The following is a 19,031-nucleotide window of genomic DNA, read 5'->3' as shown; positions in this document are numbered from 1 at the left end:
CCATCCCCATTTTAGGATGGCTTTTTTACTTTTGAAACATATATTTACAAACATAAAATCCGATGCGCTCCCGAAGATGAAAAGTGCATCACAAACAAAAAAAGATGAGTTTAAACGTAATTAAAAAAGTTATTGATCTGGGCGACGGACGCACCATTGAGATCGAGACAGGTAAGCTGGCCAAACAAGCGGATGGTTCGGTAGTAGTAAAAATGGGTGATACCATGTTACTGGCTACTGTAGTATCATCGCCTGAAGCTAAAGAAGGTGTTGACTTCTTGCCATTATCTGTTGACTACCAGGAAAAATACGCTGCAACAGGCCGTATCCCGGGTGGTTTTTTACGCCGCGAGGCCCGTTTATCAGACTATGAGGTTTTAATCTCCCGTTTGGTTGACCGTGCTTTGCGTCCATTATTCCCTGAAGATTATCACGCTGATACACAAGTGATGATTTCATTAATATCTGCCGATAAAGATATTATGCCTGATGCTTTAGCCGGTTTGGCAGCTTCTGCAGCTTTATCTGTATCTAACATCCCTTTTAACGGTCCTATCTCTGAAGTACGTGTCGCTAAAATTGACGGACAGTTAGTAATTAACCCAACTTTAAGCCAGCTTGAGCATGCTACTTTAGAATTTATTGTTGCGGGTAGCGAGCACGATATCAACATGGTTGAAGGCGAATCAAAAGAAATTCAGGAAGCTGAATTGGTTGAGGCCATCAAATTTGCACATGCTGCAATTAAAGTTCAGTGTTTAGCTCAAAAAGAACTAACTATCGAAGTTGGTAAAACCGAAAAACGTGTTTACAGCCATGAGCACAGCAACGAGGACTTGAAAAAAGCTATCTATGCTGCTACTTATGACCAGGTTTACGCTATTGCTTCTGCAGCTTCGGCAAAAGAAGAGCGTGGCGCTAAATTTAAAGAAGTACGTGATGCTTACATCGAAACTTTAGGTGAGATTGATGATATCACTAAAGGTCTTGCTAAAAAATATTACCACGATGTAGAGTATGATGCTATACGTAACCTTGTATTAGATGAAGGTAAACGTTTAGATGGTCGTACTACTACCCAGATCCGCCCGATATGGAGCGAAGTTGGTTATTTACCATCTGCTCACGGTTCGGCCGTATTTACCCGTGGCGAAACCCAATCATTAACTTCTGTTACCTTAGGTGCTAAGGATGACGAGCAAATGATTGATGGTGCTTTCATTAACGGCTACCAGAAATTCATGCTGCACTACAACTTCCCGGGTTTTTCAACTGGTGAGGTTAGGCCTAACAGGGGTGCTGGTCGTCGTGAAATTGGTCACGGTAACCTGGCTCAACGTTCATTGAAACAAGTATTGCCTTCTGAAGATGAAAATCCGTACACTATCCGTATAGTTTCTGATATTTTGGAATCAAACGGCTCGTCATCAATGGCTACAGTTTGTGCCGGTACATTAGCGCTGATGGATGCAGGTGTTAAAATTAAAGAACCGGTATCGGGTATCGCGATGGGCTTGATCACTAACGAAATGGGTACCAAATATGCTATCCTTTCTGACATTCTTGGTGACGAAGATCACTTAGGTGACATGGATTTCAAAGTAACCGGTACTAAAAATGGTATCGTTGCTGTTCAGATGGACTTGAAAATTAACGGTCTTTCATACGAAGTTTTAGCCAACGCGTTAAACCAGGCCAAAGACGGTCGTTTACACATCCTTGGCGAAATGGCTAAAACCATTACCGAGGCACGTGCCGACTACAAACCACACGCTCCACGCATTGTTACCATTAAAATCGATAAGGAATTTATTGGTGCAGTTATCGGGCCCGGTGGTAAAATCATCCAGGAAATGCAGCGTGAAACAGGCGCTACCATTTCTATCGAAGAAAAAGACAACCAGGGTATTGTTCAGATCTTTGCCGATAACAAAGCATCTATCGACGCTGCTTTGGGTCGTATCCGCGCCATCGCTTCAAAACCTGAGGTTGGCGAAATTTACGAAGGTAAAGTAAAATCAATCATGCCTTTCGGCGCGTTTGTTGAGATCATGCCTGGTAAAGATGGTTTGCTTCACATTTCTGAAATTGATCACCGCCGTATTGAAACTATGGATGGTATCTTCCAGATAGGGGATGAGGTAAGGGTAAAACTGCTTGACGTAGATAAGCAAGGTAAACTGAAGCTATCGCGTAAGGTATTATTGCCTAAACCGGAACCAAAACAAAGTAACTAAGCAATTTTTTATAGCAACAAAACCCTCTTTATGAGGGTTTTGTTATTTTGTTTGAAATTTTTTCAACTTTTTTAAAACAAAAACCGGATGTTTAAACTTATTAACTGTTAATACATAGTTGCTAAAACCATAATTCCGATCCTGTTTGATAAAAAATGACCCCTGCTACTAATAATGATCCTTTAGATTTCCTGAATAAAAATTCGGCTGGAATGCAGGCGGGTACTCAGACTGATTTGGTTCAGCAGTTACTGTATGAAATAATCAGGGTTAAAGAAATTATTGTTTACTACGACTCCATCCCAAACGGAGGCGGACAGTTAGGTTCATCCATTCTCAATGAGCTTGTTTCAGAAGCTTATCAGTCGCTGGTTAATTACGACACCGTACTCATGCGGAAATATTACGATTTGCTGTTGAATTGTGATTGAGGCTGCAATCGATATTTTTGTCTGAACTCGAATTAAACGAATTTTGTGAATTTATCGAATTTTGTCTTCGCTGTCCTTCTTCTATTCTGTTGATTCGAATAATTCATTTAATTCGAGTTCTGACAATCTACAGCAACAATATATCAATCTGATGTGCATGCACCATACCCACAACCGGCGACCATGCAAATACTGTAAACCGGCCATCCTGTGAGGCTACTAAAGCTATGGCATCCTTTTGATCAAAAACAAACTGTGCCGCGGCTAAATGCCTTGTACCGCCATTTTGAGCCGGATGAATTACCCGGGTTGAGCAGCCTACTATTGGTTCGGTAACTACAATCTCTTCGATAGGTGAACTTTCTTCCGAGCGGCCTATTTTGGCGCCGAAAGCCAGCAGTTCGTGTTTATCATTTATGAGCGTAGCGCCGTCTATCGAAGTTAATCCGCCTATGGTATCAACCGCACGGCGCATTTTTTCCTGCCATGAGGTATGGTAACGGTCAATGCCTTCGTGAATCATCAGATCTGTAAGCCCCGAAAACGGAGGATCAACAGGGTAGGAGATCGGTGTAATAATGGATTTGCGCCATTCATCACTTTCGGAGGGGACAACTAACAATATGCCGCCACGTTTATGGGCTTGCATAGAAGTAGCCAGTTGAACTAATACGTTTACCGGATCATTCCACAGGGATGGCAAAGTAAAATCAAGCATAGCCGAAAGGACATTAGGACAATCAGAAATGCTGGAGCCATGCTCGTCTACTACTTTAATATCGTCGCCTTTTAATATGGCTATGTTTACAAATTTACCAAAGCCTTCAATACGGCGATGTTTGATCACCAGTAGTCCTGGCTCAATTACTTCCAGCACAAAACAGTAAGCCGGAATAGCCAGGGTGGTTCCCCAGATGTATAGTTCATCATCTTCTATCCAGATGCCTAAATGGATGCCCGGTTGTTGTACTGCTGAAGCAAATTTGGTCAGGATATTAGGCGCAAGTTTAATTTTGCCACCAAACAGCAATGGCTGACCGGCTGCTTCGGGCGGTAAAAAAGCCAGGGTGAATTTTGGTGAAAAGCCCTCTTCCCGGCGCAAACTTGCCCAAAATGAGATATCGATAAGTGATTCGATGGTGGTGCAGCTGGGAGTAGGCGCAAGGTCTATCTCGTTATTATCGGCAAGCGCTTTGGTATGAAAATGCCTGAAATGCCTTTCGATAATGGTTGCCACTTTGCCGGCTGCTTTATATGTAGGTCCTGAACTCAAAGTTTTGGTGGTCTCTTTCATTTAAATACTTATCTCAAAAGTAAAGCTAAAAAAACGCGCATACAAACTAACGCCTCAATATTGCAATTGGCGGATAATCAGCCCCGGGCCTGGAAGTTGAATAATCATCTGATTGTTGCACTGTCAAATCTTTATCATACTTAATATCAATTATCTATCCAAAGTCAGTTGTTGATCCGGGTAAGATTTTTTTCGGATTTATTGTATCAATTTCGCAGCCGGAAACGATAATGTAATCATGAAACTCATATCACACCTGATATCACTCACCCTGCCGGATACCACGCCGCTGCAGGTATCGGCTTTATTAAATTTAGGCTTAACTTATGTACAGCAAGGCTTCAATAAAATTTTCCATAAAGCGGAAGATCATGGCCCTTGTGCCGAGCCTTGTATGTAAGCCACGGGATAATTACTAATAGCGGGTGCATACTGATAAAATATAGCTAAATTTGGGCTTCATTATATAGTATGGATCAGTTAACGGCTGCGGGCAAATCAAAAATGCGGATTGCCAACAGTGTATTCTTCTTCATTTCGGGCTTCGGTTACTCTTCATGGGCCTCGCGTATTCCATCCATAAAACATCAGCTTAATTTAAATGAAGCCCAATTAGGGGTTGTATTGTTTGCCATGCCTGTTGGCCTGATGCTTACGATGCCGCTTACGGCCAAAATGATCAAACATTTCAGCAGTCGTGTAATGATGTTGATAGGGGCGCTGGCTTTTAGTTTGGTGTTATGCTTGCCGGGGTTTGCTGCTTATATGTGGCAGCTGATCGTTGTATTATTCTTTATTGGTTCTACACGTAATATATTGGGCTTATCCATGAATTCGCAAGCCGTGGGGATCCAGGCTTTGTACGATAAATCAATTATGGTAACATTTCATGGCATCTGGAGCCTGGCTGGTTTTGGTGGTGCTGCCGTGGGTTACTTGATGGTGTTATTTAATGTAGCGCCTTCATATCATTTATTATTTGTGGGGATTGCAATGTTTATCCTTTCAATGATATTCTATCCCTCAACTTACGATTATCAGCCGGCAGAAACTCCGGACAGATCTGTATTCTCCATGCCTGATAAGCACCTGCTTAAATTCTCTTTGATCTGCTTCGCTTCTATGGCCTGCGAAAATACCTTGTATGACTGGAGCGGCGTTTATTTTGAAAAGGTGGTACATGCCACTAAATCGTTTGCCGAAGCCGGTTTTGTAGTTTACATGGTAACCATGACGATTGGCCGTTTTGCAGGCGATAGGGTAGTTTCTGCCATTGGTATTAAAAAGGTTTTAACTTATAGCAGTGTGCTGGTATTCGCCGGGTTGCTGGTTTCGGTTTTTTTGCCGTTTACATTAACTATTTACCTGGGGTACGCCATGATAGGCATGGGGGTATCCTGTATAGTACCGCTGATATTTAGCATGGCAGGTAAGTCCAAAACAATGAACAGCAGCCAGGCATTGGCAGCTATATCAACTGTTGGCTATCTCGGCTTTGTTATAGTGCCGCCTATAGTAGGTTTTATAGCCCAGGCGGCCAATTTGCAAATAGCTTTCTTTGTTGTCGCCGCCTTTGCTGCCATGATGATATGGTTAGTACGAAAAATTGAAGACGAGCCCGCGGTATCATAGTTTTGTCAAATAAGCAGATCGGCATAACTTCGATTCGGTTTTGGCTTATAATTGTAATATCAAATCAGCCGGTTTGATATTACATCTGCAAAAAATGAGCACAAACATTACCGAAACCAACGTACAGCCGTCAACTGAGTTATTTATCAAGATGGTAGTTTCTAACTGGGAACTGCAAAATAGCCGCCTTAACGGTTTGCTTGACAAACTTACCGACGAAGCCCTTGCAACTGAAACAGCTCCTGGTCGTAACACCGGTGTTTACCTGCTTGGCCATCTTACAGCTGTGAGCGACGGAATGTTTACCTACTTAGGTTTAGGCGAAAGGCTGTATCCTGAGCTTGACGCTGCTTTTATTAAAAACCCTGAAAACTCTGGTCTTGAAAAGCCATCGTTAGCTGAACTCAAGCAATATTGGGCAAAAGTTAATGAGGTGCTGACTGAGAAAATGAATGCCATGCAACCTGAAGATTGGTTTAAACCGCATAGTGCAATTTCTGCAGAGGATTTTGAAAAAGAGCCACATCGTAACAGACTGAATATCCTGATTAATCGTACTATACACCAGGGCTATCATATTGGGCAATTGGTTTACCTGGTAAAAAAATAAGCGCTTGCTGACCGGATTTTGCGCAAAAGGTTTAATCCATGACAATTGGATGAAACCTTTATGACAAAGGGATGGTAAATAATCTTTAAAACCGTTATACTTTTGCTTAACACTGTTAAATGATTTAATGGTGTAATCAAAATGGCAAGTAAAGAACGAATACAGCGCTTAAAAGAAGAAACCAGGGTGAACATCCTGGACGCCGCGCTCCACATAGTTAAGCATGAAGGCTGGCAGGCTTTAAGCATGCGTAAGATTGCCGATGTAATTGAATACACCGCGCCCATTATATATGAGTACTTCGCAAACAAGGATGCCATATTAATGGAACTTACCCGCAAAGGTTATGTAATACTGGCTAAGGACATGGAGAAAGCAAAAGAGCACTATCCGATGCCCGAAGATCAGCTTGAAGCTATGTGGCTTGCATACTGGAATTTCGCTTTTGAAAATAAGGAGCTTTACCAGGTTATGTTTGGCGTACAGATGAATTGCTGCTGCGAGGTAGTAAGAGCGATGCCGGAAGCCCAGCGTTTCACCACCATGGTTAGCGAAGCAATTATGCAGCTAATGAATATAAAGGATATCAACGACGAGATGATTTGTACAAAATATTACACCTTTTGGTCGGTTGTACACGGGTTGGTATCCATCAATTTACTAAGCAGAGGTTTCTCTGACGAAGTTAACCGCCAGGTTTTGAAAGATACCATCAGCGGTATTATCAGGTCGATGAAAGATCAGGTTTTTTCGTGACCGTAAAATAACACTGTTAAATTTCCTTACAGTGTTAAGTAAATGTTAAAGCACTTTTAAAACAAACTCTTAATACAATGAAAAAGCTCACTCACAACCCACGCAATCCATTTAACGGTGTTAAACGATTTAACGGTGTTGTAACATCTAATTTATGTAATAACTGCAATTAGCGCACACCGTCTTGATATATCGTAATGAAAAAACATGAATATCACGATATAAGGCATTCAAAGTAAAAATAAAAAATATATAAAATATTGATAATAAGCTTGTTGTGAAACTGGCATTTCAATTGAAAAATGATCGGCAATAATAAAACAATGAAAACAATCAAATCATCATATATCACAAGCCCAACGGCTTATTCTAACCCTATCCATTCACCACTCTTAAAATCATCACTCATGAAAACACTCATTTTAGCGGCAGTTGCGGCTTTAACATTATATGGATGTTCATCTGCACCGCAGGCTCCAACAGCACCGCCGCCACCGGCATTACCGGTAGCAACAATTACTTCTGGTTCTGAAACTACTTTCCAGGAATATCCAGCTTCAATTGAAGGTACTGTTAACGTAGAGATCAGGCCACAGGTAAGCGGTACTTTAGATAAAGTATTTGTTGACGAAGGCGCTTTTGTATCTGCAGGTCAGCCAATTTTTAAAATTAACGAGCAGCCATATCGCGCAGCTTTAAATAATGCATTGGCAAGTTTACACGCGGCTGAAGCAGCACATGTTAACGCTCAACTTGAAGTTGACAAATTAACACCGCTTGTTGCAAATAAAGTAGTATCAGATTATCAGTTAAAAACTGCAAAAGCAGCTTTAGACGTAGCAAAAGCCAACATCGAATCGGCTAAAGCTAACGTAGCTACAGCGCAGATCAATGTAGGTTATACCTTGATCAAAGCTCCTGTGAGCGGTTATATTGGTCTGCTTGCTAAAAAACAAGGTAGCCTTGTTGCTCCCGCAGATGTTGCTCCACTAACTCAATTATCAGATGTTCATGACGTACACGTTTACTTTTCACTCGGCGAAAAAGATTTTGTTGCCTTTAAAGAACAATATCCTGGCGCTAACCTGAAAGATAAATTGAAAAATGTACCATCAGTATCATTGTTGTTGGCTGACAATACAGAATACGCTAAACAAGGTAAAATTGACATTGTAGATGGTCAGTTTGATAAAACTACAGGTGCTATTACTCTAAGGGCAAACTTTGCTAACCCCGACGGTTTGTTGCGCTCTGGTAATACCGGTAAGATCCGTTTAAGCCTGAGCCACAAAGATGCTTTGATCGTACCTGAAGCGTCAACTATTGAAATGCAGGATAAAGTATTTGTATTTATTGTTGGCGATAGCAGCAAAGTTAAAAAACAACCTATTGATATTGTTGGTAAATCGGGCGATCACTACCTGGTTAAAGATAAAGAGGCTATTAAAGCCGGCGACCAGATTGTGTTAGAAGGCATCGATAAACTACAGGAAGGCATGGTTATCCAGCCTCAAAAACAGGCTGATAAAGTAGCCGCTGTAGTTAAACACTAATACATACACTTAAACTTTAAAGTCATGTTTCAGAAATTTATAGAAAGACCGGTACTCTCAACTGTTATCTCCATTTTGTTGGTGATAGTGGGTGTACTTGGTTTAACAAAACTGCCCTTAGAGCGGTTTCCTAATATAGCCCCTCCGTCGGTATTAGTATCTGCGGTATATCCGGGCGCCAATGCCGAAACTATTTTACGTTCCGTTACGCCTTCGTTAGAAGAAGCAATCAACGGTGTGGAAAATATGACCTATATGACCTCTACCGCCAGTAATGACGGTACATTGGGCATCACCGTTTACTTTAAACAAGGCACTAACCCCGATCAGGCTGCGGTAAACGTTCAAAACCGTGTTTCTCAGGCTTCAAGCCAGTTACCAGCCGAGGTTTTGCAGTACGGTATTACAACCACCAAGCAGCAAAACAGCTTTATTGGTGCTATGGCAATCTACTCAGAGGATCCAAAAAAATACGATCAAACCTTTGTAGCCAACTACGCGCAGATCAATATCGTTCCGGAAATTAAACGTATTCCGGGTGTAGGTTCTGCCAGTATTTTTGGTGGTATCAAGGATTATTCGATGCGTGTTTGGTTAAATCCTACCCAAATGGCAACTTACAATGTTACACCTGCCGAAGTAACCGCAGCTATACAAGACAAAAACCTTGAAGCAGCTCCAGGTAAATTTGGTGAGCGCAGCAACGAAGCATTTGAATATGTAATTAAATATAAAGGTAAACTTACCAAACCAGAGGAATATCAGAATATAGCTATCCGCGCTAATGCTGATGGTTCTGTGTTGCGCTTGAAAGACGTGGCTCGTGTTGAGCTGGGTGCTTATTCATATAATAGTGTAAGTAACCTGAACGGCCACGATGGTATTATCGTTGGTATTATACAATTATCAGGTTCAAACGCCAACGAAATCCAGATAGCCATCGATAATCTGATGGTGAAATTATCTAAAGATTTCCCGGTTGGTATCAAATACAATCAGTTCTATCGTACCAAAACTGACCTTGATGAGTCTATTAACCAGGTTGAACATACATTGGTAGAAGCGTTTATCCTCGTGTTTATTGTGGTATTCGTATTCCTTCAGGATTTCAGATCAACGTTAATCCCGGCTATAGCAGTTCCGGTTGCTATTATCGGTACGTTCTTCTTCATGAACCTGTTCGGTTTCTCGGTTAACCTGTTAACGCTGTTCGCACTGGTACTCGCCATCGGTATTGTGGTGGATGACGCGATTGTGGTGGTGGAGGCGGTGCATGCCAAAATGGAACAAGACCCAAGTCTTACTCCTAAAGCTGCAACTACCGAGGCCATGCACGAGATTACAGGTGCAATTATATCTATTACGCTGGTTATGGCGGCGGTATTTTTACCGGTGAGTTTCATGACCGGTTCAACAGGTATCTTCTATCGCCAGTTTGCGTTAACCATGGCTATATCTATTATCATATCGGCTGTTAACGCTTTAACCTTAAGCCCAGCATTGGCTGCTTTATTTTTAAAGAATAAACATAGTGAAAACGGTCATGGCGCACCTAAGAAAAGCTTTGTTGAGAAGTTTTATGCAGGCTTTAATGGCGGTTTCAATTACATGACCAACAGGTACGTTGGCGGCTTGAAAGTTTTGATCCGTAATAAATGGATCAGCATGGCGGGCCTTGCCTTAATAGTTGTTGCTACTGTTTACATGGTAAACAAAACCAAAACAGGTTTTATCCCAACAGAAGATCAGGGCTTTGTGGCCATAGCTGTTAATACGCCATCAGGTACTTCATTAAGCGGTACTAACAAAGTGTTTAAACAAGCCGAAGATCAGCTGAAAACATTACCGTCAGCAAGGTTCGTTACAGCGTTGTCTGGTTTCAACTTCTTAACCCAGTCAAGCAGTCCATCAGCAGGTGTTATATTCCTGTTGTTAAAACCTACAGATGAAAGGGGCGAGGTTAAAAATATCGATGCTATTCAAAACATAGTAAGAGGTAAATTAGGTGGTATACCGGGTGGTACTTTCTTCGTGTTTAGTTTCCCAACAGTTCCTGGTTTCAGTAACGTTGAGGCGCTTGACGTAATGCTGCAGGATAAAACCAATGGCAGGCTGGATAAATTTAGCGGCGTGGCCAATAACTTTATCATGAAGCTGATGCAGAAACCAGCGGTTGCTTTTGCCTTTACTTCATACAAAGCTGACTACCCTCAGTTACAATTAGAGGTTGATGATGAAAAAGCCGACCAATTAGGCGTAAGCGTTAAAGACATCCTGTCAACTATGCAGGCTTACTTTGGTACTGCCCAGGCATCAGACTTTAACCGCTTTGGTAAATACTACCGTGTGGTTGTTCAGGCTGATATTGCCGACAGGACCGATCCTTCGGCTATCGATCGTGTGTTTGTTAAAAACAAACAGGGTCAAAACGTGCCAATTAACACCCTGGTTAAATTAACCCGTGTTTATGGTTCAGAAACAGCTTCACGTTATAACCTGTTCAACTCCATCGAGATCAATGCCATCCCTAAACCTGGCTACAGTTCTGGTGATGCCATCAAAGCGATAGAAGAAACAGCTAAGGAGCAATTGCCACAAGGTTTTGCTTATGAGTTCACCGGCCAAACCCGTGAGGAAATTGCTTCAGGTGGCCAGTCAACTGTGATATTCCTGTTATGTTTGGTGTTCGTGTACTTCCTGTTATCAGCACAGTATGAAAGTTATATCCTGCCATTGGCGGTAATACTTTCAATACCTACCGGCTTATTCGGTGTGTTTATTGTGTTAGGCTTAACCGGTATCGAAAACAACATCTATGTACAAGTTGCGCTCATCATGCTCATCGGTTTGTTAGCGAAGAACGCCATCCTGATCGTAGAGTTCGCGGTACAGCGGCGAAGGGCAGGACATGGGCTGGTGCAATCAGCTATTGAAGCTGCTCAGCTCCGTATCCGTCCAATCATCATGACCTCAATGGCGTTCGTATTCGGTCTGTTCCCGATGAGTATCGCTACCGGTCCGTCTGCACAGGGTAACCACTCTATCAGTATCGGTGCTGCCGGCGGGATGGTTTCGGGTGTACTATTAGGTTTGTTTATCATACCGGTATTGTACGTGATATTCCAGGGCTTGCAGGAGCGCATCAGTGGTAAACCAAAACCGCTTGCCGCTAACGCAGGCGACCATGGAAAAGATGTGGCCGTGTTAGAAAACGAATATTCAGCTTAATCAATTAAACATCAACAAAACTATCACGGGTTTTAAAACCTGTGATAGTTTAAAAAAGATACAACAATGAAAAATATAATAGGCAGCTTGGCTATTGCACTGGTAGTGCTGGCTGGCTGTAAAGTTTCAAAAGATGTTGCTACGCCAAAAGATGGGCTGCCTGAAAACTTCAGGAACGCGGTTACCACAGGTGATACCAGCAGCATTGCCGATTTGCAGTGGAAAAACTTCTTTACCGATGCAGCTCTTCAAAAATTAATTGACAGCGCCATCGAAAGGAATTACGATATGCAGGTAGCTGTTAAAAATATCGAAGCTGCGGACTTACAGTTTAAACAGGTTAAATGGAACTATGTACCTACACTTGGTTTAAACGTTACTGCAAACACTAATCGCCCGTCTGATAACAGCGTTACCGGTTTAAGTATTAAACAGTATAACATCGGCACCAAACATATTGAAGATTATAACGCTAACCTGTCGCTTTCATGGGAAGCTGATATCTGGGGTAAAATTCGTAGCCAAAACCGCGAAGCTTTAGCTCAATACCTGCAAACCAATGAAGCAAAAAGGGCTGTACAAACCAATATCGTATCAAGCGTATCTCAAGGTTATTACAACCTGTTGATGCTGGATGAGCAGTTGGAGATTGCTAAAAAGAACGTAAAACTGAATGACAGCACCTTACGCATCATCAAATTACAATATGACGCTGGCCAGGTTACCCTTTTAGGTGTACAACAGGCACAAGCTCAATTAGAAGCCGCTGCACAGTTGGTTCCTCAGTTTGAGCGTGATATAACCGTTCAGGAAAATGGTTTGAGCATATTGGCAGGCAGGTTGCCTAACGCTATAGAGCGTAATGTAACCCTTAACGATATTACTTTCCCTGAAACCCTTTCAACAGGTATCCCATCAGCTATGGTGAGCCGCAGGCCCGATGTAAGAAGTTCTGAACTGGCTTTGAACATTGCTAATGCAAGGGTAGGTATAGCCAAAGCACAGCTTTATCCTTCATTAACTATTACAGGTCAGGGTGGTTTAAACTCATTTAAATCAAGTAATTGGTTTAATATTCCTGCTTCACTATTCGGTACTGTTGCCGGTGGCATTGCTCAGCCTTTGTTACAGCACAAACAATTGCGTACCCAATATGAGGTTGCTAAAGTTGATCGCGAGAAAACCGTGATCCAATTCCGTCAGTCTGTATTGAATGCAGTAGGTGAGGTGTCTGATGCTTTGGTAAGGCTTCAAAAACTAAAAGAACAACAGGCTATTGCCGCAAACCGTGTTAAAACATTGCAACAGGCTACTTCTAACGCCAGCATGTTGTTTAAAAACGGTCTTGCTACCTATCTTGAAGTAATTACTGCTCAAGGCAACGTACTGCAAAGCGAGTTGGATTTAGCCTCAATTAAAATGGCTCAACTAAGCGCCAATGCCGAGCTTTATCGCTCATTAGGCGGCGGCTGGAAATAATCTTTATCTACCCCTATGAAAACGGAAACGGCGGATCATTAATCATGATCCGCCGTTTTGCATGTAATGGGTAGTATTCTTGATCGTATTTACATCGCTGTCGTTTTTTTAGCAGATATTACTTCTTTTATAGTCAGCAATAAAGCAGAGAGCAGCAAACCAGCCAGTAAAGCAAAAAGATATACATATAGCGATTTAGAACTCATTGATTCCCGCGTGGTCGACATTTCATCTATAGTAAACCTCGGATGTGAGGATTGTGCGTCTGATCCATGCAGGAGTCTGTTGTACTGTTGTTGCTTACGCTTAATTATTGCATTTATTTGAGCCAGCGAATCATTTAGTTGTACTGATATGAATGACGCTATAGATTTTGAATCTTTTGGCTGTGCAGTATCTTTCGGCGGTTCAATATCTTTTGGTTGTTCAACCTCTTCAGGTTGGCGAACTTCTTTAGTCTGATGAGCAGCCCTTATTTTTTGCTCCTTTTGTGTTACACTGTTAACAAGCGCTTCCTTTATCGAATTGATTTCGAGTTTGAAAGCATAAACACTTGCGTCGGCATTGTCCGAATCTTGTTGTACACGTTGTTTATTAAGCTGTGCTTTATTGAAATCTTTTATAAGCGCTTCAATGCGGCCGTCGTTAAGGCTATAATCTTCAGGTATTAAAACAAAAGGATCATTAGGTTTCGATGTGTATGATTTTATCGCGCTGATGGCATTTAAGCTGCTTTTTTCTTTTTCGGTCAATGCAGTTTGCACCTGCACCACCATAGGTTTCGGCTTGGGCTTCGGCAATGGTCTTGGCTTTTTGATATTATTCAGTATAGCTTGCTGTTCGCGGAATTTATCGGCCATCGCTTTATAGTAGTATATGCTGTCGTTTATTTTTGTAAGCAACGAGGTATCAACAACCACAGGTTTTTGGGGTGATTTTTTTTTAGCATATTGAGAATTTATAACTGCTATAAGCTTGTTTAAAAAATCCTCCCCCTTTTGAGGATTATTTGTTTTTAAGCTCAATTCAAAACTGTTGCCCCCCAGGATTTTCGCACTTAAACTTTCACTGAATTGTTTAGTTAAGTCGGCAGAGGAAGTGAGTTTTACGGTCAGCGGTGGTTGTATGGGTTTAAAAGCAGGACCTTTTACTATGGTATAATCTAAAAAAGCATATTTCACAGGGTGGTATAAAGGCACATCTGTGAGTACATTATTTTGATCGATCCGGCATACGTTGCCGTTAATTAAATTGATCGTGATGTCGGTAGGGGAGTCGTAGGCACTGCCCTTGCCAAGCATAAATTTAAGAGGTAAGGAATCGCCATAAATTTCTGTTGTGGTAAATGTTCCTTTCCGATAGTAACTAACCTCAAACCCTAACGAATTAACCACTTTCCCTATCGCAAGGTTAGAACGGACCTCGTTAATGGCCATTCCCGGCGATTCCTGATCGTCGGAAATGCTTAATTCCATTCTTACATTGTATTTAGTTGGTGAAAAAAGCAAATAAGCGGAGGCCGCTAAAACAAAAAGTAAAACGGAAGTAATGATCAGGTATTTATTGCTGGATAGCAGGCCTGAAATATTCCTTCCCTTATCTCTGCTATGAGCCTCGTTCATAGAATATGTTGATTTCGTTGGTAGTAAATTGATGTAATTTACTGATTTGTAATATCATGACGCCCTTGCTTTGGCGCTTTGTCTCTTCGGGTTATGTTAATTTCGTTGATTTTCCTCTTGCTTCACACATCTGCATAGCTAAATTTCACAATTGTACCTCGAAAATTGTAAAGCAATATGCACACCTGATTGGGTAGATTTGACCAGTGATTTTCTTGTGAAGCGGGAGCGTTTATGGTACAAAGTCATCCACTATCGATTTGCCAATGACAAAGCTCAAGCCGAGCCAGTTGTTAGGTTTAAACACTTTGTTACAAACAAATTACCCGGTTTTTCAAAGAAAATTCATATCATAGCAGCCCCAAACTATTTGAGTTGTTTTTAAATGAAGCTTAAGATCGTACTTGTATTTATTTTGTTTTGCGGTTCCGTCCGGGCGCAAAATGTCAATATAATCCCTCAGCCCAAGTCTGTAATTAACGGTACCGGGCAGTTCACTTTTAATAATCATAGCACAGTTGGCGTAAATGATGCTTCATTGCTGCCTATTGCCCGTTATTTTCAAAAGCAGGTAAGCCAGTCAAACGGTTTTACGCTTGCCGTTGATAACAAAGATGCCGGAAGTGTAATCCACCTACTTTTAACCAATGGCGATCCAACTGCCGGAGCATATTCTTTGAAAATTGTGGCAAATGAAATCACCATTTCTTCAACAAATCGGGACGGTGTATTTTATGGAGTGATCTCCCTGCTGCAAATGATCAAAGATCAACCCCGCGGAGAGAGCATTAATTTATCAACATTAACCATTACTGATACCCCACGTTATCAGTGGAGAGGATTAATGCTTGATGAATCGCGCCACTTTTTTGGAATGGAAAAGGTGAAGCAGATTCTGGATTGGATGGCTTATTACAAGCTTAACAAGTTTCACTGGCATTTAACCGATGCGCAGGGCTGGCGTTTGGAGATAAAAAAATATCCCAAACTAACATTAATTGGCGGAGTAGGGAACTACAGTGATTCATCTGCCGATCCGCAATATTATACGCAAGCTCAAATCAAAGAGATCATTGCTTTCGCTGCCGAAAGGTTTATTACCGTTATCCCCGAAATTGATATGCCGGGACATGCTACGGCTGCTAATAAAGCCTATCCACAATTTAGTGGTGGCAGCGTTGAAGGGTACCCTAATTTTACTTTTAACCCTGCAATCGATAGTACTTACCAGTTTTTAGGTAACATTATAAAAGAAACCAGTACACTTTTCCCTGCTAAGATGATTCATTTGGGAGGCGACGAGGTGGCCTTGGGCGTGAAAGCCTGGTCGCTTAACCCATCAATTGCCGGTTTTATGCAGAAGAACAATTTTGCTGATGTTGGCGAGCTGGAGCGTTATTTCTTTAAAAGAGTAGCAGATACGGCTTTAAACGCTGGCAATAAAGTTTTGGCCTGGGACGAAGCTACCGGTACAAATCTGCCGGCAGATAAAACCATTATTTTTTGGTGGAGACAGAATTTGCCCGGTCAGCTTCATTTAGCGGTACAAAAAGGTTACCAGGTAGTACTGTGCCCGCGCCTGCCAATGTATTTTGATTTTGTGCAGGATGCCGATCATATTTCGGGCCGCAGGTGGAAAGGTGTTTATAACACAGTGGGCAGTGTTTACGGCTTTCCTGAAAGGCAATTACAAAACAACGAGGACCTGCAATCGAAACAGATCATAGGTGTACAGGCCAATATCTGGACAGAAATGATCGGTTCTGAAAAACGCCTTGACTTTATGCTGTTCCCGCGTATTGCCGGTTTAGCAGAAGCCGGCTGGACAGCGCCCGAGCTTAAGGATGAAGAGGCTTTTAATAATCGTTTAAAGGCAAGTATTAAGATTTATGATGCCGCCAATATCTATTATTTTAATCCATTTGATAAGTTTTTCCATGATGAAGCCATTGATTTTGGTCCGAAGATCAGGAGGATGCCTAAGCCTGAAAATGTAGATTATGGTGATGAGGACCGACCTACACGCAGACACAGGCACGGACACTCGTCAAAACACTCGTCATCGTCGAAACATTCGTCCAAGCATTCATCATCTTCGTCTAAACATTCATCTTCGAAGAAATCGTCATCTTCTAAAAAAACGTCGTCGTCTGGCAGCAGCCATAAGTCATCGCACAAAAAGAAGAAGTAATGGCGAATAGCATTAATTATAAAGCCCTGCATATGTCAAATAAGCAGGGCTTTGTTTTTGTAGTGGTAAATTAGGGGCTGGTTTTTGTTGTGTGCGAGATGTCCCCTGCATAAATGCTGTAAATTGCAGGCGTTCCATTTCGCCAATTAATCTGCATTTACATGAACCTGTTTAACCGCCAAATTATCCTTTCAATTTTCTTTACCCTGCTTTGTTATTTATGCAAAGCCGACCCGATTTTTTATATGAACCAGGTGGCTTTTGACGCGCGTGGTGCCAAGACTATCATTGTGCGCAATGATGCCAAATTTGCCGCAGGTACAACTTTTCAATTACAAAGCGCAGCAGGAAAAATAACATTTACCGGAAAATTGAGCAGAGCCTTACAGGTAGATGAATGGGCAAGTGGCGCATACTTTTATCAAGCCGATTTTTCAGCTGTTAAAGCAGAAGGGAAATACCGGGTTGTGATCGGTAAAAATAATGGACCGGCATCCGATTGGTTCGAGATTAAGGAGAACGCACTGGCGGTAACTACCATTCCCTCGGTGTTGAGTTATTACAACAGGCAGCGGGCCAATACACCAACCGAATGGCAAGCCGACGCGGCGGTACAATTATACGGAAGCGATAAAACCGTTGACATGCGTGGTGGCTGGTGCGATGCCTCTGGTGATGTAAGCAAATACTTTTCGCACCTGGCTTATGCTAATTTTGTTTCGCCACAGCAAATTCCCCTGGTAACCTGGTCAATGATTAACTCGGTACAAACAACGCCGGGCTTACTAAATAAACTCAATATTTACGATGGTATGGTGAACGAGGCGCTCTGGGGGGCCGACTACATGATGCGCGCATTATCAAAAGACGATTATTTTTATATGATCGTGTTCAGTTATTTTAATAAGGATCCTAAAGCGAGGCGGGTTGTAGGATTAAAAGCTAACAGCGTTACTACCGATGAATACCAGGCCGCTTTTCGCGAGGGTGGAGGGATGGCGATAGCATCACTGGCGCGGATCTCGCAATTGAAAAAAGACGGCGATTTTAAGTCGGCCGAATATCTTGCTGCAGCTAAACGTGCTTTTGCTCATCTGCTGGTTAACAACACCAAATATGATGATGACGGCAAAGAAAATATCATTGACGATTATTGCGCCCTGATGGCAGCTACCGAATTATGGATTGCGACAGATAGCGCACTCTACCGGGACGAAGCCCGTAAACGTGCCGGTAACCTGAACAAACGAATGAGCCCGGCAGGTTATTTTATTGCTGATGATGGCGAGAGACCGTTCTGGCATGCGGCGGATGCGGGGTTACCGGTAGTAGCTTTATGCCGCTATCTCGATATAGAAAAGGACGGTAGCGAAAGGGCGGCTGCCTTATCGACCATAAAAAAAGCGTTGGACTATAATTTAAAAGTGACCGGGAATGTAGATAATCCCTTTGGCTATGCCCGTCAATCATTTAAGTTTAGAGGCGCTGTAAAAGATGGCTTTTTTATTCCTCATGAAAACGAAACCGGCTGGTGGTGGCAAGGCGAAAATGCCCGTTTAGGCTCGTTGGCTACGGCGGCTTTGGTAGGAGGAAGGTTAGTTTATCCAGAAAAGGGCGGTTGGGGTGTTGAAAAAGAACTGGCCGAATATGCCTCGCATCAGATAGCCTGGATTTTGGGTTGTAACCCTTACCAGATGTGTTTCATGTACCAATTCGGCAAAAACAATGTGCCTTACATGAGCTCAAACTTCGGGCACGGATCTGGTAAGGGAGGAATCTCCAACGGCATTACCGGCAAAAAGGAAAACCCCGATGGCAGTGGCATCGACTTTAAAATGAAAGACTATGGCAATGAATGGCGCTGGACGGAGCAATGGTTACCCCATGCCGCTTGGTATCTGCAAGCTGTAACTGCAATGGCGGCACAGTAGCAATAGAAGCTGTCATTTTTTATACCTCAATTTGTCATATTTGCTACCCAACTCCTTATCTTCATGC

The 19,031-nt window shown here is 42.2% G+C and carries 13 protein-coding genes; 11 read left to right on the top strand and 2 right to left on the bottom strand.

Annotation, left to right across the window (positions count from 1 at the left end):
• The first annotated feature begins 104 nt into the window (after positions 1–104).
• Together pnp and DUL71_RS12255 are read left to right on the top strand one after the other, a co-directional pair.
• A complete protein-coding gene (pnp, locus tag DUL71_RS12260) occupies positions 105–2,237 on the top strand; it encodes a polyribonucleotide nucleotidyltransferase (protein ID WP_114938321.1) in 2,133 nt (710 codons plus the stop codon).
• 155 nt (positions 2,238–2,392) lie between these two features.
• Positions 2,393–2,668, top strand: coding sequence for a hypothetical protein (locus tag DUL71_RS12255; RefSeq protein WP_091210495.1), 276 nt, complete (start codon positions 2,393–2,395; stop codon positions 2,666–2,668).
• A 127-nt stretch (positions 2,669–2,795) separates the two neighbouring features.
• Here the strand turns inward: DUL71_RS12255 and DUL71_RS12250 are convergent, their stop codons facing one another.
• Positions 2,796–3,962 (bottom strand): putative sensor domain DACNV-containing protein, encoded by a 1,167-nt coding sequence (locus DUL71_RS12250; RefSeq protein WP_114938320.1) that lies wholly within the window; start codon positions 3,960–3,962, stop codon positions 2,796–2,798.
• A gap of 238 nt (positions 3,963–4,200) precedes the next feature.
• On the opposite strand from DUL71_RS12250, the gene DUL71_RS31940 reads away from it, so the two are divergent.
• The 7 genes from DUL71_RS31940 to DUL71_RS12220 all read left to right on the top strand — a co-directional run bounded on the left by DUL71_RS31940 (position 4,201) and on the right by DUL71_RS12220 (position 13,220).
• Positions 4,201–4,362: a hypothetical protein gene (locus DUL71_RS31940; protein ID WP_154402370.1), complete on the top strand. Its 162-nt coding sequence runs from the start codon at positions 4,201–4,203 to the stop codon at positions 4,360–4,362.
• Between the two features lie 71 nt (positions 4,363–4,433).
• On the top strand, positions 4,434–5,594 hold the full coding sequence (locus DUL71_RS12245; protein ID WP_114938319.1) for an MFS transporter: 1,161 nt from the start codon (positions 4,434–4,436) through the stop codon (positions 5,592–5,594).
• Positions 5,595–5,688: 94 nt separating this feature from the next.
• Positions 5,689–6,204 carry a DinB family protein gene (locus DUL71_RS12240; RefSeq protein WP_114938555.1) on the top strand — a complete coding sequence of 172 codons (516 nt, stop codon included), beginning with the start codon at positions 5,689–5,691 and terminating at the stop codon, positions 6,202–6,204.
• Positions 6,205–6,345: 141 nt separating this feature from the next.
• Positions 6,346–6,960: a TetR/AcrR family transcriptional regulator gene (locus DUL71_RS12235; protein WP_112571898.1), complete on the top strand. Its 615-nt coding sequence runs from the start codon at positions 6,346–6,348 to the stop codon at positions 6,958–6,960.
• A 323-nt stretch (positions 6,961–7,283) separates the two neighbouring features.
• Positions 7,284–8,513: an efflux RND transporter periplasmic adaptor subunit gene (locus tag DUL71_RS12230; protein ID WP_341867741.1), complete on the top strand. Its 1,230-nt coding sequence runs from the start codon at positions 7,284–7,286 to the stop codon at positions 8,511–8,513.
• 24 nt (positions 8,514–8,537) lie between these two features.
• The gene (locus DUL71_RS12225; protein ID WP_167443293.1) at positions 8,538–11,741 is read left to right on the top strand and encodes an efflux RND transporter permease subunit; all 3,204 of its coding nucleotides are present in this window, start codon (positions 8,538–8,540) and stop codon (positions 11,739–11,741) included.
• Positions 11,742–11,807: 66 nt separating this feature from the next.
• The gene (locus tag DUL71_RS12220) at positions 11,808–13,220 is read left to right on the top strand and encodes an efflux transporter outer membrane subunit (protein ID WP_112571896.1); all 1,413 of its coding nucleotides are present in this window, start codon (positions 11,808–11,810) and stop codon (positions 13,218–13,220) included.
• Between the two features lie 89 nt (positions 13,221–13,309).
• Here the strand turns inward: DUL71_RS12220 and DUL71_RS12215 are convergent, their stop codons facing one another.
• Positions 13,310–14,401, bottom strand: coding sequence for a hypothetical protein (locus tag DUL71_RS12215; protein WP_154402369.1), 1,092 nt, complete (start codon positions 14,399–14,401; stop codon positions 13,310–13,312).
• Positions 14,402–15,227: 826 nt separating this feature from the next.
• Between DUL71_RS12215 and DUL71_RS12210 the strand changes: the two genes are divergently transcribed.
• Together DUL71_RS12210 and DUL71_RS12205 are read left to right on the top strand one after the other, a co-directional pair.
• Entirely contained in the window at positions 15,228–17,033 is a 1,806-nt protein-coding gene (locus tag DUL71_RS12210) for a beta-N-acetylhexosaminidase (RefSeq protein WP_114938317.1), read from the top strand.
• 161 nt (positions 17,034–17,194) lie between these two features.
• Positions 17,195–18,964, top strand: coding sequence for a glycoside hydrolase family 9 protein (locus DUL71_RS12205; protein WP_114938316.1), 1,770 nt, complete (start codon positions 17,195–17,197; stop codon positions 18,962–18,964).
• The last annotated feature ends 67 nt before the right edge of the window (positions 18,965–19,031 follow it).

The organism is Mucilaginibacter endophyticus, assembly GCF_003351025.1.
GTDB classification, from domain to species: Bacteria; Bacteroidota; Bacteroidia; order Sphingobacteriales; family Sphingobacteriaceae; genus Mucilaginibacter; species Mucilaginibacter endophyticus.
This window is presented reverse-complemented; position numbering and strand designations above follow the sequence as displayed.

What these genes read in the sequence shown, in the direction of transcription:
- pnp (WP_114938321.1), top strand. Translation starts at nt 105, where the DNA reads ATGAGTTTAAACGTAATTAAAAAAGTTATTGATCTGGGCGACGGACGC.
- DUL71_RS12255 (WP_091210495.1), top strand. Translation starts at nt 2,393, where the DNA reads ATGACCCCTGCTACTAATAATGATCCTTTAGATTTCCTGAATAAAAAT.
- DUL71_RS12250 (WP_114938320.1), bottom strand. Translation starts at nt 3,962, where the DNA reads ATGAAAGAGACCACCAAAACTTTGAGTTCAGGACCTACATATAAAGCA.
- DUL71_RS31940 (WP_154402370.1), top strand. Translation starts at nt 4,201, where the DNA reads ATGAAACTCATATCACACCTGATATCACTCACCCTGCCGGATACCACG.
- DUL71_RS12245 (WP_114938319.1), top strand. Translation starts at nt 4,434, where the DNA reads ATGGATCAGTTAACGGCTGCGGGCAAATCAAAAATGCGGATTGCCAAC.
- DUL71_RS12240 (WP_114938555.1), top strand. Translation starts at nt 5,689, where the DNA reads ATGAGCACAAACATTACCGAAACCAACGTACAGCCGTCAACTGAGTTA.
- DUL71_RS12235 (WP_112571898.1), top strand. Translation starts at nt 6,346, where the DNA reads ATGGCAAGTAAAGAACGAATACAGCGCTTAAAAGAAGAAACCAGGGTG.
- DUL71_RS12230 (WP_341867741.1), top strand. Translation starts at nt 7,284, where the DNA reads ATGAAAACAATCAAATCATCATATATCACAAGCCCAACGGCTTATTCT.
- DUL71_RS12225 (WP_167443293.1), top strand. Translation starts at nt 8,538, where the DNA reads ATGTTTCAGAAATTTATAGAAAGACCGGTACTCTCAACTGTTATCTCC.
- DUL71_RS12220 (WP_112571896.1), top strand. Translation starts at nt 11,808, where the DNA reads ATGAAAAATATAATAGGCAGCTTGGCTATTGCACTGGTAGTGCTGGCT.
- DUL71_RS12210 (WP_114938317.1), top strand. Translation starts at nt 15,228, where the DNA reads ATGAAGCTTAAGATCGTACTTGTATTTATTTTGTTTTGCGGTTCCGTC.
- DUL71_RS12205 (WP_114938316.1), top strand. Translation starts at nt 17,195, where the DNA reads ATGAACCTGTTTAACCGCCAAATTATCCTTTCAATTTTCTTTACCCTG.